This window comes from Jeongeupia naejangsanensis (assembly GCF_016865585.1).
Taxonomy (GTDB): Bacteria; Pseudomonadota; Gammaproteobacteria; order Burkholderiales; family Chitinibacteraceae; genus Jeongeupia; species Jeongeupia naejangsanensis.
In genome coordinates, this window is the sequence record NZ_JAESND010000007.1 from 176,823 (window position 1) to 191,185 (window position 14,363).

General features: G+C 64.0%; 13 protein-coding genes. 6 read left to right on the forward strand and 7 right to left on the reverse strand.

The window, feature by feature from the left end:
- Nucleotides 1-77 precede the first annotated feature (77 nt).
- On the reverse strand, nucleotides 78-965 hold the full coding sequence (locus tag JMJ54_RS14230) for a LysR family transcriptional regulator (protein WP_203539216.1): 888 nt from the start codon (nucleotides 963-965) through the stop codon (nucleotides 78-80).
- A 92-nt stretch (nucleotides 966-1,057) separates the two neighbouring features.
- Between JMJ54_RS14230 and JMJ54_RS14235 the strand changes: the two genes are divergently transcribed.
- A complete protein-coding gene (locus tag JMJ54_RS14235) occupies nucleotides 1,058-1,987 on the forward strand; it encodes a DMT family transporter (RefSeq protein ID WP_239000102.1) in 930 nt (309 codons plus the stop codon).
- A 180-nt stretch (nucleotides 1,988-2,167) separates the two neighbouring features.
- Here JMJ54_RS14235 and JMJ54_RS14240 read toward each other — a convergent pair whose 3' ends face one another.
- A complete protein-coding gene (locus JMJ54_RS14240; RefSeq protein WP_203539217.1) occupies nucleotides 2,168-2,968 on the reverse strand; it encodes an alpha/beta fold hydrolase in 801 nt (266 codons plus the stop codon).
- A gap of 146 nt (nucleotides 2,969-3,114) precedes the next feature.
- On the opposite strand from JMJ54_RS14240, the gene JMJ54_RS14245 reads away from it, so the two are divergent.
- Nucleotides 3,115-4,026, forward strand: coding sequence for a LysR family transcriptional regulator (locus JMJ54_RS14245; RefSeq protein WP_203539218.1), 912 nt, complete (start codon nucleotides 3,115-3,117; stop codon nucleotides 4,024-4,026).
- Nucleotides 4,027-4,158: 132 nt separating this feature from the next.
- Here JMJ54_RS14245 and JMJ54_RS14250 read toward each other — a convergent pair whose 3' ends face one another.
- From JMJ54_RS14250 to JMJ54_RS14260, 3 genes are all read right to left on the reverse strand, one after another.
- Nucleotides 4,159-4,902, reverse strand: a complete 744-nt coding sequence (locus JMJ54_RS14250) for a hypothetical protein (protein WP_203539219.1) — start codon at nucleotides 4,900-4,902, stop codon at nucleotides 4,159-4,161.
- Between the two features lie 123 nt (nucleotides 4,903-5,025).
- Nucleotides 5,026-5,613: a hypothetical protein gene (locus tag JMJ54_RS14255; protein WP_203539220.1), complete on the reverse strand. Its 588-nt coding sequence runs from the start codon at nucleotides 5,611-5,613 to the stop codon at nucleotides 5,026-5,028.
- A gap of 93 nt (nucleotides 5,614-5,706) precedes the next feature.
- Nucleotides 5,707-6,312: a TetR/AcrR family transcriptional regulator gene (locus JMJ54_RS14260; RefSeq protein ID WP_203539221.1), complete on the reverse strand. Its 606-nt coding sequence runs from the start codon at nucleotides 6,310-6,312 to the stop codon at nucleotides 5,707-5,709.
- A 123-nt stretch (nucleotides 6,313-6,435) separates the two neighbouring features.
- Between JMJ54_RS14260 and JMJ54_RS14265 the strand changes: the two genes are divergently transcribed.
- Nucleotides 6,436-7,728: an MFS transporter gene (locus tag JMJ54_RS14265; RefSeq protein WP_203539222.1), complete on the forward strand. Its 1,293-nt coding sequence runs from the start codon at nucleotides 6,436-6,438 to the stop codon at nucleotides 7,726-7,728.
- A gap of 15 nt (nucleotides 7,729-7,743) precedes the next feature.
- Here JMJ54_RS14265 and JMJ54_RS14270 read toward each other — a convergent pair whose 3' ends face one another.
- Entirely contained in the window at nucleotides 7,744-8,961 is a 1,218-nt protein-coding gene (locus tag JMJ54_RS14270) for a DUF1501 domain-containing protein (protein WP_203539223.1), read from the reverse strand.
- Nucleotides 8,954-10,408: a DUF1800 domain-containing protein gene (locus tag JMJ54_RS14275; RefSeq protein ID WP_203539224.1), complete on the reverse strand. Its 1,455-nt coding sequence runs from the start codon at nucleotides 10,406-10,408 to the stop codon at nucleotides 8,954-8,956. The genes JMJ54_RS14270 and JMJ54_RS14275 overlap by 8 nt, the downstream gene beginning before the upstream one ends.
- A gap of 539 nt (nucleotides 10,409-10,947) precedes the next feature.
- Here JMJ54_RS14275 and JMJ54_RS14280 point away from each other — a divergent pair.
- From JMJ54_RS14280 to JMJ54_RS14290, 3 genes are read left to right on the forward strand one after another with little or no spacing between them, the layout of a single operon-like run.
- The gene (locus JMJ54_RS14280) at nucleotides 10,948-11,610 is read left to right on the forward strand and encodes a DUF3302 domain-containing protein (RefSeq protein ID WP_203539225.1); all 663 of its coding nucleotides are present in this window, start codon (nucleotides 10,948-10,950) and stop codon (nucleotides 11,608-11,610) included.
- Nucleotides 11,610-12,761, forward strand: a complete 1,152-nt coding sequence (locus JMJ54_RS14285) for an HlyD family secretion protein (RefSeq protein WP_203539226.1) — start codon at nucleotides 11,610-11,612, stop codon at nucleotides 12,759-12,761. Before JMJ54_RS14280 ends, JMJ54_RS14285 begins: the two co-directional genes overlap by 1 nt.
- A 12-nt stretch (nucleotides 12,762-12,773) precedes the next feature.
- Nucleotides 12,774-14,171 (forward strand): TolC family protein, encoded by a 1,398-nt coding sequence (locus tag JMJ54_RS14290; RefSeq protein WP_203539227.1) that lies wholly within the window; start codon nucleotides 12,774-12,776, stop codon nucleotides 14,169-14,171.
- Nucleotides 14,172-14,363 lie beyond the last annotated feature (192 nt).

Genomic DNA, 14,363 nt, shown 5'->3' on the forward strand with positions numbered 1-14,363 from the left:
CGCATGGCGGGCTTTTTCATTGTGCGTTACCCGCACGTTGTGCCGATGTACGGATACATCCCCTCGTGATCCGTCGGCTACAACGTCAGCGCGCCGGCCCGCTCGAGTTGCAGCGCGATCTTCACGAAGGCGCGGGCTGCCGGCGAGCACTTGCTTTCGTCGAGCATCGCCAGCCCGATGCTGCGCAGGGCTGGCGGCGTCAGCGGCCGCGCGGTCCAGTTCGCACCGGTCTGGCGAGGCAAGGCACTTTCGGCGACCACGGTCACGCCGTCGCCACGGGCTACCGCGTCAAGGGTATTGAGCAGCTGGGTGTAGCGGTAGCGGATGCGCGGTGTGCAGCCGGCCTGCGCAAACAACGAGGTCACGAGTTCGGCCGAGCCGGCTTCGGTCAGGATGAAGGCGTCGTTGCACAGGTCGGGCAGGGTGACCGAGGCCTGTGTGGCCAGGGGATGGCCGGGCGCCAGCAATGCGACCAGCTGGTCCTGTGCCAGCGCGTGCGTGTCGAAGCGCTCATGCGGCAAAACGACGAACCCGAGGTCGATGCGGCGCTCGTCCAGCCAGTGCAGGATCTGCCGGTCCGGTCCCTCGTCGATGAACACGTCAATGCCGGGGTGGGTGGTGCGAAATGCCGTCAGGATCGTCGGCAGCAGACGGACCGACGAGGTCGGACCGAAAGAGCCGATACGCAGCGTGCCGCGCTGCAGACCGCGTGCTTCGGCGGCGGTTTGCCGCATGGTTTCGGCAACGCCGAGCAGGGTCCGTGCCTGGTTCAGGGTCTGCTGGCCGGCTTCGGTCAGCGTGATGCCGCCATGTCGTCGCTGCAGCAATTCGATGCCGAGTTCCTGCTCGAACGCCCTGAGTGCGTGCGAGACCGCGGATTGCGAGATGCCGAGGCGGTTGGCCGCTGCGGTGAAGCTGCCAAGATCGGCGATCAGCGCAAAGATTTCCAGCTGCGTGAGTGTCATGCTGCCGCGCCATTCATGAGTTATTGCTCATTTTACTATTGCATTGCATGAGCATACTTTCGTCTTCCTGATCATTTCACCGGAGCGGTTCGATGTCGGAGATGCAAGCGAGCCTGGCCGGGCCGTCCGGCCCTTGGTCCAGCTATGCACAGCTGACGCTGGTATCGGTGATCTGGGGCGGTTCGTTCGTCGCCGGGAGGCATCTGGCTGGCGAGCTGGCGCCGTTGCTGGCGGCCAGCCTGCGCTTCATCGTCGCCAGCGCGATGCTGCTGGGCTATCTGCTGCTGACCCGGCAGCGGCTGGTGATGCCGGATGCACGGCAATGGGGGCAACTGGCCTTGCTGGGGCTGTGCGGCATTTTTTTGTACAACCTGTGCTTTTTTCTCGGGCTGCAGCAGACCACGGCATCGCGTGCGGCGCTGATCGTCGCACTGAATCCGGCGGCGATCGCGCTGCTGTCCTGGCTGTTCTTTCGCGAACGGCTGACACGGCTGCAGGGCATCGGCATTGCACTGTGCGTGTTCGGCGCCGCCTGGGTGATCGTTCACCGTGATGTACCCGGCAGTCCGGCACCACAGAACCGGGCCGGGGATGCACTGATTCTCGGCTGCGTGCTGTGCTGGGCGTTGTACAGCGTGTTGTCCCGCAGCGTGTCGACGGTGATCGGGGCGTTGCTTACGGTCTGCTACTCGATCTGGATCGGTACGGCGATGCTGGTTGCGACCGCGGGCTGGTTCCTGCCGGCCGCCGCCTGGACGGGCGTCGCGAACCTGAGCCTGGCGCAGTGGCTCAGCCTGCTCTATCTCGGCGGGCTCAGTTCGGCGCTGGCCTACATCTGGTACTACGACGGCATCCGCCAGATCGGCGCCAGCCGTGCCGGTGCGTTCATCGCGCTCAACCCGGTGTCCGCCGTACTGCTGGGCAGCCTGCTGTTCGGTGAAGTGATCACACCGGCCATTGCTGTAGGCGCGATTCTGGTGGTCGCAGGGATCATGCTGAACAACCGGTTCAGCGGGCGCTGACGCCCGACTTCCGCAGCATCCGGGCGGGCGTCAATCCGTCAAAGCGGCCCCGATCAGGGGTGCCGCCGGCACCACTGCCCGCAATCGATGCCGATAGGCGCCTTCATCAGCAGCGTGAGCGGATCGCGCGCGCCGGCCCGGGTTGCGAGGCCGGCGAGCCGTTGCAGCTCGACGGCGCGATCAGGTGGCCGGTCTCAGAAAGGCCATGACACTGGCCATGAACGCATCGGGCAACTCGACATTGGTGATGTGCACCGCCGGCAGGACGACGAGTTCGGCGCCGGGAATGGTGGCTGCGATTTCCTCGCTGTGGCTGGCGAGCGTGACCGTGTCGTACTGCCCGGCGATGACGAGGGTCGGGCGATCCACAAGGGCGACGGTGCGGCGCAAATCCATGTCGCGGACGGCGGCGAAGTTGCCGGCGAGGCCTTGCGGCGACGTGGCCAGCACCATGTTGCGGAAGCCGTCGACCACGGCGTTCGGCGTTTCCCGCATCGCAGGCGGAAACCAGTTGCCGATGAACATATCGGCCATGTCCGACATGTCGTCGGTGTCCGCCAGCCCGCGAATCATGGCGTCGAACTGTTCGGCCGTTTCAAGGTAAGGCGAGGTGTTGCACAGGATCAGCCGATCGATCCGGTCGGCGGCATGGATGCCGAGCCACTGGCCGACCATGCCCCCGAGCGACAGGCCGCAGAAATCGACACGCCGGATGTCCAGCGCGTCCAGCAGCTCGACGACATCACGGCCCAGCCTGTCCAGCGAGTAGGCACCGGCCGGTGCGGCGGATTGTCCGTGACCGCGCATGTCATAGCGCAGCACACGGAAGTGGTTGGCGAGACTGGCGATCTGCATGTCCCACATTTCCAGCGCCGTGGCGATCGAGTTCGACAGCATCAGGACCGGCTTGTCCGCCGGTCCGTCAAGGCGAAAGGCGATCCTGCAGCCGTCGCCGGTCGTGAAGAAAAGACGATTTTCCATGTTGCCGCATCCTTTTGATGGCGTTGTCGGACGGGACGTCGTGGTGGCGCATCCGCACCACCGAGCACCCGGCGAAACGAAGCCTAGTTGCGGTCTTGCCCATAAAAAATTACAAAGATTCTAGATTCTTTGTAGGTATTTCAAACATGAGCGATTTCACGCTGCACGAGCTGCAATGTTTCGATGCCGTGGTCAGTACCGGGGGCTTCCAGTCGGCGGCTGCGGTGCTGCATCGGACCCACCCGGCAGTGTTTGCCGCGGTCGCCAAGCTGGAGCGCCAGCTCGGTCTGCGCCTGCTGGATCGCAGTGGCTACCGCGTACAGGCGACCGACGCGGGGCGATCGTTCCTGCTGCGTGCGCAGACCTTGCTGCGGGAAATGGAGGGGCTTCAGGCGCATGCGTCCCAGCTGGCGATGGGCGAGGAGAGCGTGCTGCGTGTGGTAATCGGCGACGTGTGTCCACGGCCGCCGATCCTGGCGTGGTTGAGCCGCTTTTTCGCGCGCTGCCCGGTGACAAGGCTGGACTTGCATTTCGAAGCGATCGACGGGCCGCAGGAACGCCTGTTCGACAACGATGCCGACCTGATCCTGCACCACGCGGACCGGAGCGACCCGCGGCTGGAATGCATCGCACTGGGCGAGATCCCCTTCATCCTGGTGGTCGCAGCCGGCTTTTTGCCGTTTCCGGTCTCGCGCGACATCACGCCGGCCCGGATGCGCGGCTTTACCCAATGCGTGATCCGCAATACCGCGCAGCATTCGGTTGCCCGCAACTATTTCATCATCGAAGGGGCGCACCAGTGCACGGTGGCCGATCAGCCGATGAAAAAGGAGCTGATCCTGCATGGTATGGGGTGGGGGCATTTGCCCCGCTTCCTGATCGACGAGGAGTTGCGCGACGGCCGGCTGCTGTCGATCGCCGGGGACTACCTGCCCGGCAATGTTGTCGAGCTGGTCGCGGCACGCCGTAGAGACCGGCCCCACGGGCCGGTCGCGCGTCGGCTTTGGGACGCCATTCACGCGCACTCGGCGTCGTTGCGACAAGACATGGCGATTTAGATGCGCCGTGCAAGGGTCGAACGCCGAGGCCGGCGCACGATCCATGCGGCTGGTTGCCTCCGGCGCATCCATTGGCCGGCGCGGCAGTGGCGATCGCCGGTGGAATGAGTCCGGTTCGGATCCGATGAGGCGCTAGGATGCCCGCAGCCAGATCCGCAGCGGCCCCACCGGCCGGAAGCCGTGACGGATCGCGGTATGCAGATCGGCGCCGGATTCGTAGCCGACGACAGCCCGGCCCGGCCACAGCGTTGCGATCAGGGCCAGACTGCCATGCCAGGCAAGATCGGCCGGGATGCCGTCAGTGGCGAATACGTTGGAGAGGCCGACGACATCACCGGTACGGTTGGCCACGGCGCCAGCAACGATGTGCCCGCTGGCGTCCAGACCTGCGAGGAAAGCGATCTCCTTGGTCAGCAGGGCGGGGCGGAACAGGCCGGTACTCTCGGTGCCGCCCCAGGCCGCTTCCCAGTCCGCCAGTCCGGTGGCCGAGCTGATCCGGCGCCATTCAAGCGGGATCGCCGACGTGGTGGCAGCGGGCATACCCGCGGATGCATTCGCCGGGCGGTGAGTCCATTGCGCATCGAAGAGGATCTCGAAGCCGGCCGGCGCCAGATCGAGGCGGGCGAAGCTGTCCTTGACCGAACAGCCCGGATTGCCGGTGTCGATGCGGGCCAGAACCGACGCTTCGGATGCGGTCGGGTTCAGCGTTACCGCGTCGGGGTAATAGGGCGGGGTACGCCGGGGGCTGGCCCAGACGTCTCCGTCGAGCGCGCTGTCCAGCCCGTGCGCGCGGCAAACGGCATCGCACCACTGCGCGTTGTTGCGGGCGGCCTGCAGGACGATGCCATCGATTTCTTTCGCAATCATGCTGTGCATCGGGCTTTTCCCCTCGGATTGAAAAGGCGTGGCACACGTTTCGGCAAGCAAAATAGCGTGGATGACCGTAGGCATTCAAGCCATTGTCTGAAGACAACAACTCCGACCAAATTCCGGATTTGGTCAGACTTTGGGGCCGGTATACGGATCCGGCTTGTTCAATTCCTTGAGCAGGTCCTTGCTGCAAACATCGTACGGTTGCGGTGTTACTGCGCCATCGATACCGATTACATCGATCTTGAGGTAGCAGCGTTTGTTCTCGAAGTGCAGAAACGCTTCGTAATTCTTGCCGGGTTGCGGTGTGAACGCTGCAGGAGGCGGGAAGCAATAGCTGTTTGGCGAGCCGAAATGCATTACCACTGTCAGTGGAGCGCTGGCGGGAATGACCTTCTCGGTAATCGTTTCCCCGTACCCCAGGTTCTTTGAGTGTGCCGAGTCAGGCATGCCGATGCTTTTGACCTGATGATCGCCAAGCATGGACTTGAAACTTTCTAGATGACTACCGGAACCGCTGACGACATCAGCCTTGGTCGCGGTATTGCAGTCCTTGCCGGGGTAGAGCCGGATTGAACCACCGTTGTTGCCGTACAGGCGTACGCGTGCGGTGGTGTCCGGGTTGTACTTGTCCCTTTCCGCAGTGTCGAGGGTGGGGGCGGAACTGCAGGCTTGAAGGAGCAGGCTTGCTGCGAGCAGGCCGATCTGGATACGCATGGTTTTTGTCCGTGTAGGGCATGGAATCAATCCGGACAAAATATTAGCGGTTGTTAATTCTTGAATCCAGAAAGCATCACGAAATGTGTTTGCTTACGACAGCATCGCGGCGGCGATCAGAAGATCGGCCGTCGCCGGTAGCGCTGAAAGCAACTCGGTTTCGGGAGCGTAGGTCTGGCTGGCCGCGTAGGCACCTTCGATCAGCAATGCCAGACCCTTTGCCAGCGCGGCCGGATCGCGCGCGCCGGCGCGGGTCGCGAGTTCGGTCAGTTTTTGCAGCAGCTGGCGTTTGTTGTCGGCAACGAAGACGCGGGCGAAATGCTCGCGCTCCGGGTACTCGACCGCGATGTTGACGAAGGGGCAGCCGCGATAGGCCGGGTTGCCGGCGCGCTCGGCCAGATCGGCGAAGAACTGCCGCAGTGCGGCGGCGGCGTCATGAGGGTGCAGCTCGAGGCTGGCGTCGACATAGCCCCAGAAACGGTCGTCGCGACGTTGCAGGTAGCGCCGCAGCAGCTCGTCCTTGGAGCTGAACTGCCGGTACAGGCTCATCTTGTTGACGCCGGCCTCCTTGACCACGGCGTCGACGCCCACGTTGCGCGAGCCTTCGCGATAGAACAGCGTTTCGGCGGCATCGAGGATGCGGGCTGCTGCAGTGTCGGCGTCGACGATGGTGCGGGGCGGTTTGGCGGTGGTGTTCATGGCAACGGACTGGATGAACGGACGAGAGTGTCGCTTGACATGTTACCGCTCGGTACATAGCATCGGCAAGGTGATGTTACCGGTCGGTAACATCGTCAATTCCACTGCATTCAGGATGTGCCGATGAAACGCATCGCCCACAGGTTCGAAGGCCGGCTGCACTACGGCTGGATCGTCATCGCCGTCACTTTTCTGGTGATGCTGATCACCGCCGGCACGCGGGCGACGCCGAGCGTGATGATGGTGCCGCTTGAGCACGAGTTCGGCTGGAGCCGGGCAACGATCTCGGCGGCGCTGTCGATCAATCTGGCGCTGTTCGGGCTGATGGGGCCGTTTGCCGCGGCGGCGATGCTGCGCTTCGGCCTGCGCCGCACGGTGCTGACCGCGCTGACCATTCTGTCCGCCGCCATCGCACTGTCGAGCCTGATGCAGGCGACGTGGCAGCTGCAGCTGATCTGGGGGCTGATCGTCGGCTGTGCGACCGGCGCGACGGCGATGACGCTCGGGGCGACCGTGGTCAACCGCTGGTTCGCGCAGCGGCGCGGTCTGGCGATGGGGCTGCTGACCGCCAGCTCGGCCACCGGCCAACTGGTGTTCCTGCCGCTGCTGGCGGCGCTGACCGAGCACCAGGGCTGGCGCCCGGCGGTGCTGACCGTCGCCGTGGCAGCGGCAGTGGTGATTCCGCTGCTGGCCTTCCTGCTGCCGGAAAAACCGGCCAGCGTCGGCCTCAAGCCCTACGGCGCGCCGGAGGATTTCAGTGATGTGGCGGCGGCCAGGCGCAATCCGATCGCCATTGCCTTCGGTGCGCTCGGAAAGGCGGCGAAAACGCGCGATTTCTGGCTGCTGTTTGCCAGCTTCTTCATCTGTGGCGCCAGCACCAACGGTTATATCGGTACCCACTTCATCGCCATGTGCGGCGACTACAACATCACCCCGGTGAAGGGCGCGAGCATCCTCGCGGCAATGGGGCTGTTCGATCTGGTCGGCACGACGATGTCGGGCTGGCTGTCCGACCGCTACAACGCCCGGACCCTGCTGTTCTGGTACTACGGCCTGCGCGGACTGGCGCTGCTCTACCTGCCGTACGCTTTCGGTTTCGGCCTGATGGGGCTGCCGCTGTTCTCGATGTTCTACGGGCTGGACTGGGTGGCGACAGTGCCGCCGACGGTGAAGTTGACGACCGAACGCTTCGGCAGCGCCGACGCGCCGGTGATCTTCGGCTGGATCGTCGCCGGCCACCAGCTGGGTGCAGCGTTCGCGGCGCTGGGCGCCGGACTGCTGCGCGGCAGCCTCGGCTCGTACACCGCGGCGACGTGGATTTCGGGCGGCCTGTGCCTGATCGGCGCGGTGCTGGTGCTGCGGATCAATCGTGGCCGTCAGCAACCGGCGAGCGGGCTGGCTGCACAGGGGGCCTGAAGCACCCGCGCGGTTTCAGAGCCGCTTGAGGTCGAGCAGCCCGAGGTCGAGCGGCGCGGCACCGGGGAATACTGCCGCCAGTTGCCTGTCGTTCAGGCGGTAGTGCGTTTTCAGCACGCCGCCCAGCACACCACGGTACTCGTTCAGCACCGGATAGTCCCGGTTCTGGAACAGCGTTGCTTCGCTGAGCGCAATCTGCCGCCCGGCGATCTGCCTGCCGCGCACGCTGCCGCCCATGACCCAGTACACGGTGCCGTGGCCGTGGTCGGTGCCCCGGTTGCCGTTCTCTCGGAAGGTACGGCCGAATTCCGACATCACGACGACCACGGTATCGCGCCAGGCCGGCGTGCCCAGCTCGTCGCGGAATGCCGCGAGGCCGCGGCCGAGGTTGCCGAGCAGGCCGGCCAGCTGGCCCTGTGCGCCGCCTTGGTTGACATGGGTGTCCCAGCCGCCGACATCGACGAAGCCGAGCCGGTACTGGTCGCGCATCAGCGTTGCCATCCGCCGCGCCTGCTGTTCGAACGCGGCCGACGATACCGCGCCGCGGCTGGCCGCCTGCATGTCGCCGGCCAGCATGCGTGCGACGTCCTGGCGCATTTCCAGTCCGGCGCGGACGCGGTCTTCGAGCGGGTGTCCCCGGTACAGATCGGCAAGCAGCCCGCTCTGGCGCGGATCGAACGGCGCGGTCGCCGCGTCGCGCAGCGCCAGATTGGGGATGCGATCGCCGCCGGCAAACACCGCCGGCAATGCGGCGGTGAAGGCGATACCGGGCGTGGTCTGCAGCACGCGGCTGAGCCGGCCGAGAAAGCCGCTGTGCGATGCCAGCGAGGCGGTGTCGGGCAGGCCGGCCTCGATCCGGTCCTGCGTTTCGAAGTGGCTGCGCGAGGTGTCGTCGGTGCCGACAAACGGGACGAAGGCCAGCTCGCCGGCCTGCCAGAGCGGGTACAGGCTGTCCTGCAGCGCCGGATGAAGCCCCCACTGGTCGTCGAGCTGCAGCGCCGCTGCCGGATTGTCCGTATCGGGCGTGGCGATGGCGATGTTCGGCCGCAGCCGGTAGTAATCGTCGCTGCGGTAGGGCACCAGCACGCTGGTGGCGTCGTAGGCGCCGCGCAGGAAAACCAGCAGCAGCCGCGGCGCGGCTGCCGGGGCGGCCCAGAGTTGCGCTGGCAGTCCACCGGCAAGCAGGCCAGCGCCGAGCCCCTGCAGCAGCCGGCGGCGGACGAGGTCAGTCATGGTTCATCTCCGGGGCGGACAGCCACAACAGGTTCCATTCGGTCGGCGTGGTAGCGCGGTCGAGCACGCTGCGGGTCTGCACACCGACCGATTGCGCGAAGCGCCACTGGTACGACGGCGCGGCGGCAGTACTTGCCGCCAATGGCGCCCGGCCGCCGGCGAGGGAACGGGCGACTTCAAAGCGCTTCACCATCTGGCCGTCGCTGGCCCACGCGTCGCCATCAATCGGGTAGCCGTCCGGCGTCAGCCGGCCGTACAGCGGTTCGCCCTGCTGGTTCAGCCAGTTGATCGCCGGCTGCACATTGCCCAGCGTCTGGCCGGCGTAGCCCTGGCGCAGCGCCGAGACGACATAGCGGTAGGGGTCGGTGTAGAACGGCGGTGCGCTGCGGGCCTGCGGCGAGAGGAACAGCACGCGCACCGTGGCGGCGATGTCGCCGTCGCTGCGCAGGAAGGCCTCGGCCATCCGGGCGACAAGCTTCGGGTCGGCCGGGCTGCCGAGCAGATAGGTCGCCAGTTGCTGCGAGATGTGACGCGCTGTGGCCGGCTGGCGGCACAGCAAGGTCACGGCGGCCTCGACCTCGTCGAACCCGGTGCCCTTGATCGTCTGCCCCAGCAGCACCTTGTCGCCCCAGTCGTGGCGGCGCGGAATGAATTCGAATCCGCCTTCGTGCAGATAGCCGGTCTGCATCGCCGCGCGCGGCCGTACTTCGCCGCGCAGGTTGACGCCGACGCCGGTGAGGATGCGTGCCAGCGCCTGCACGTCGGCCTGCGTATAGCCGCCGTCGACGCCGAGCGTGTGCAGCTCCATCAGTTCGCGCGCGTAGTTTTCGTTCAGCTTGCCGACGGCGTTTTGCGCGTTGTCGAGGTAGACCAGCATCGCAGGGTGCTTCAGCGTCGCCATCACCAGATCGCGGAAACGGCCGAGCGCGTAGGGACGGATCGCGTTCTCCTCGTAATCGGGAATCAGCAGCCGGCCGTTGCCCTTGCCGGAAAACACGTTGAATTGGTTGAACCAGAACCACACCAGCTTCTGCCGCAGCGGATCGGGCGAATGGATGGCGCGCAGCAGATTGCGCTGCATTGCCTGCTGCAGCAGGTTTTGCTCGAAGGCGCCGTGGGCCTTTTTCGCCGCCTGCTTGTCGGTATCGCTTTGCGCGGCGTCGATGGCGGCCTTGAGCGCGTCGGCCTGCGCAAAGAGGGCGGGGATGCCGGTGCTGCTGATCTGCATCGCATCGATTTGTGCCTGCACGGTGACGGGCAACGGTTGCTCCGGGCCGAGCTGGGCATCGAGATAGCGATTGATCCCCTGCGCGCGAAGCGCATCCAGCGCCTGTGCATCGACCCCGAAGCCGAGGCGTCGCAGCCAGACGAAGTCGGCGTCCGCGGCCTGCAGTGCCTGTGCACTGATCAGGCCGGCCAGTGCCAGTACCCAGACAGGTTTCAGCATCATGGTCTCCGACGATGTGTCGCGCTACAACGCGGTCGCTGCAATCTGCGTTGACCTTGTTTACATACCGATCACAATTGGCTTGATGCAAATTGACGGCAGCCGCGGCGCAAATTCCGGCTGCCGGGTTGGAGGCCTGGATCGGCAGCCGACCCGAAGGTGTCCCGGGCGTGAGCCGGGCTATGCGGCCTTGGCACCACGGCATTGCGCACAGGCTCGTCGGTCGTGCTCCGGCCGCAGTCATTGCCGGGCGCCCGGGGCACCGCCAGTAGCAGGCAGGCCAAGGCTAATCGGCACAGCCGAAGTCGCCAATTCGAGAAGGCCGGCCGGCAGGTCCGTTCAGCGTACGCCCAGTCTTTAGCAGGTTTTTCCGCACGATCAGCCAAGGGCGCTGCCGCAGTGCGGACTAGAGACTGCTATCCTGCGTAAAAAAGTGCAGACAGTGCATAATCCGGAATTGACCGCGGTCGTCAAAATCAAACGGTCGGTAGACGTGAATTTGCCTAGACTAGTTTATTTATTGATTAAAAAGAAAGTGGTTGATTGAACCGATCCGCCTGTTGTGGTGTCATGATTCGGGTAGGCCGGCGATATCATTCATTGGTTTTATGTTTCAACGAGAGTATCTGATTGCTCTTGCCAAATATCACATATTTGCCGTTGCGAGGTTTAAGGGTATGAGGTCAAAAACGAGAAATGCAATACAAGCTGCAGGCCTGGCAGCACTGCTTGCGATTCTGCCGATGCGGGCCTGGGCAATGGCCGGAATGGAAGAAACGATCGCCGACGTAATGGTGTGGGTCGTGATCATTGTCGTCCCGATCGGGGCGCTTTACCTGTTCTGGAAAGTACATGTACTGCCCGAGGTTTATGCGGAAAAGCACAATCATCCGCAAAAGCACGCCATTCAGGTACTGTGCCTTCTGTCGCTGGCCTTTGGTGGTTTGCTGTGGCCGATTGCCTGGTTATGGGCATTTACCAAACCGACCAGCTACAAGCAGGCTTACGGAACCGACAAGCATGATGATTATTTCCTGAAGCCGGATGGCGAGCATGGCAGCAAGCCGATGGATCTGGCCATTGTCGATGACGAATTGATGCTGTTGAAAGAAAAAATGGATGGTTTGAACAAAAAACGGGATTTGATCCTGAATACGCAACGCAAGGATTCGGCACCGGTCAATTCGGAAGGGGCACAATAATGCTGGAAATCATTATCGGCGGTTATGCCTTTCTGGTCTGGCTTCTGTGCATCAAGTTGAAAGTACTGCCGTGGAATATCAAGACGCAGGTGGGCGCCGTTGCCGGTGCGCTGGCGCTGGCGGCTACGATCATTTTCACCATCAACGTGGTGACACCGTCGACCAGCGACGTGCGTGCGGTCAACTACGTGGTCGAAGTGGTGCCCCGCGTTGCGGGTACGGTGACCCGGGTTGCGATCGAGGGTAACCAGATGATCAAGAAGGGCGACATCCTGCTCGAGATCGACAACACCCCGTATCGCCTGAAAGTCAAGGAACTGGAAGCACAACTGGTGGATGCAACCGCATCGGCCAAGACGCTGTGGCAGGATCTGGATACCGCGAAGAGCACGACCCTGTCGGCGCAGGCCCATCTGGACCTGATGAAAAAGCGTCTGGCCGAATCGCAAGAACTGGCCAAGGCCGGGGCCGGCAATCAGTACGATGTCGAGCACTTCGGCACCGAGGTCAAGAAGGCCGAGGCGGATCTGGCGACGACCAAGACGGCTGAAAACAAGGTCCAGACCAAACTCGAAGGCGTGGTTGGCCCGGATGTGGCGAGTGTAGCCAGGATCAAGGCGCAGCTTGAATCGGCCAAGTACGACCTTGAATCGACGGTCATCCGTGCGCCGACCGATGGCTATGCGGTCAATGTCTCGGTACGTCCGGGCAATTTCCTTGCCGCGCTGCCATTCCGGCCGGCAATGAGCTTTGTCGAACACGAGCAGCGGATTGTCGCGTTCTTCGAACAGAACGAACTGCGTTATATCAAGCCGGGCAACAAGGCTGAAGTTGCTTTTCTGAGCCTGCCGGGCGAAGTGGTTTCGGCGAAGGTCGATTCCATCATCTGGGCCAATAGCCAAGGTCAGTACATGCAGGGCGGTGCGATTCCGGATACGCCAATGGAAAAACTGCACGCTCCGCTGGCGCAGAAATATGCCGTCAAGCTGGATATCGTCGGCAAGGAAGGCGAGCCTATTCCGTTCATTCCGATGGGCGCACGGGGTGGTGGCGCGATCTATACCGACAAACTGGCCCCATTGCATCTGGTTCGCATGGTGATGATCCGTGCGCAAGCCAAGCTCAATTACCTTGTGCTGAAGTTGCACTAAGGGCGGGCGGCAATGAATTCGAAATTGCAAACACGACACTTCACAACCCTGGCGCTGGCTGTTTCGCTGGTGCTGGGCGGTTGTGCCATTCCGCAGCCGCCGGATCAGGCCGAATTGCAAAAGCGGGCGTTGGGACAGGTCGAGATGCCGGCAGGCTGGAAGCAGGCCAAAACCGCCGGCGAGTTCGATCGCGAAGCCCTGGGCTTCACGCTGCCGGCCGAGCTGCAGCAGCTGATCCGCGATGCGCAAGCCAACAACCCCGATCTGCAACTGGCCGCGACCCGGGTCGAACAGGCGCATAGCGCCACCAAGGCCGCAGGGGCCGCACTGTTGCCGACACTGGGTATCGGTGCGCAGGCGGGGGATTCGGCGGTGCCGTCGTCGACGCTGGCGCTGAACGGCCTGGCGCTGGTGGCCAACTGGGAGCTGGACGTCTGGGGCAAGAACCGCAGCGCCCAGGCGGCCAGCAACGAGCGGGCGATTTCGGCCGAGCTGGATGCGCTGTATGCGCGTCAGTCGATCGCTGCCGCGGTCGTCAAGGCCTGGCTGGCCGCGGTCGAGGCGCGCGGGCAGATCGCCCTGGCGCAAGCGATGGTGGGTCTGGCGGACAGGCAACTGGGGCTGGTGCAGGTCGGCAAACGGGTCGGTCGCAATGCACAGCAAGACGTCGTCATGGCCCAGATTGCTTTGCGGAATTACCGCGCGCAGTTGATCCAGAGCCAGCAGGCGCTCAATGCGGCGCAGCGGGCGCTCGACATTCTCGTCGGCCGCTATCCGGCTGCGGACGCGGAGGTGGCCAGCCGGCTGCCGGTGCTGAACCAGCCGATTCCGGCCGGCTTGCCGTCCGCACTGGCGGAGCGCCGGCCGGACCTGCGGGCGGCCGAAGCTCGCTTCCGTGCGGCCTTCTATGACGTCGAGGTCGCCAAAAAGGCCAAGCTGCCATCGATCTCGCTGATGGCAGGCTTCGGCGTGGTCGACAACAACCTGCTGGTGCTGCAGGAAGACCTGAGCAATCCGCTCTGGGGCGGCACCGCGCGGGTGCTGGCACCCCTGTTCATGGGGGGCGCACTCGATGCGCAGGTTGAAGTCAAAACCGCCAAGCAGCAGGAGGCGACGATCGCATACGCCAAGGCCATGCTCAACGCGCTGAACGAGATCGAAGGCGGGCTGTACGCCGACCAGAAACTCGAGGAGCGTCAGACGCTGTTGCAAGCCGTGGTTGCCGACCAGCAGCAACTGGTCGATCTGCAGCGGGTGCAACTGAAGGTCGGCAAGAGCGACCAGTACCAGTTGAACCAGCAACAGCTGGCGCTGGCCACGAGCCGGATGAATCTGCTGCGTGTCGAGAACGAGCGGCTGATTCAGCGCGTCAACCTGCACCTCTCCCTGGGCGGGGTATACCGGCTCTGAGCCGGGATCCATGAAAAAAGCCGGGCGATGCCCGGCTTTTTTCATGGCCTTGTCGTGCTGGGCCGCGTGGCTCGGCGAGGCTGTCGCATACAAGCCGCAATCGGCGCAAGCTGCGCATTTGCAATCAGGCTGCCATATTTAGAGGGCAGTCTGATCGGGCCGCAGCACAGGCCCGCGGTGTCGCATCGCCGC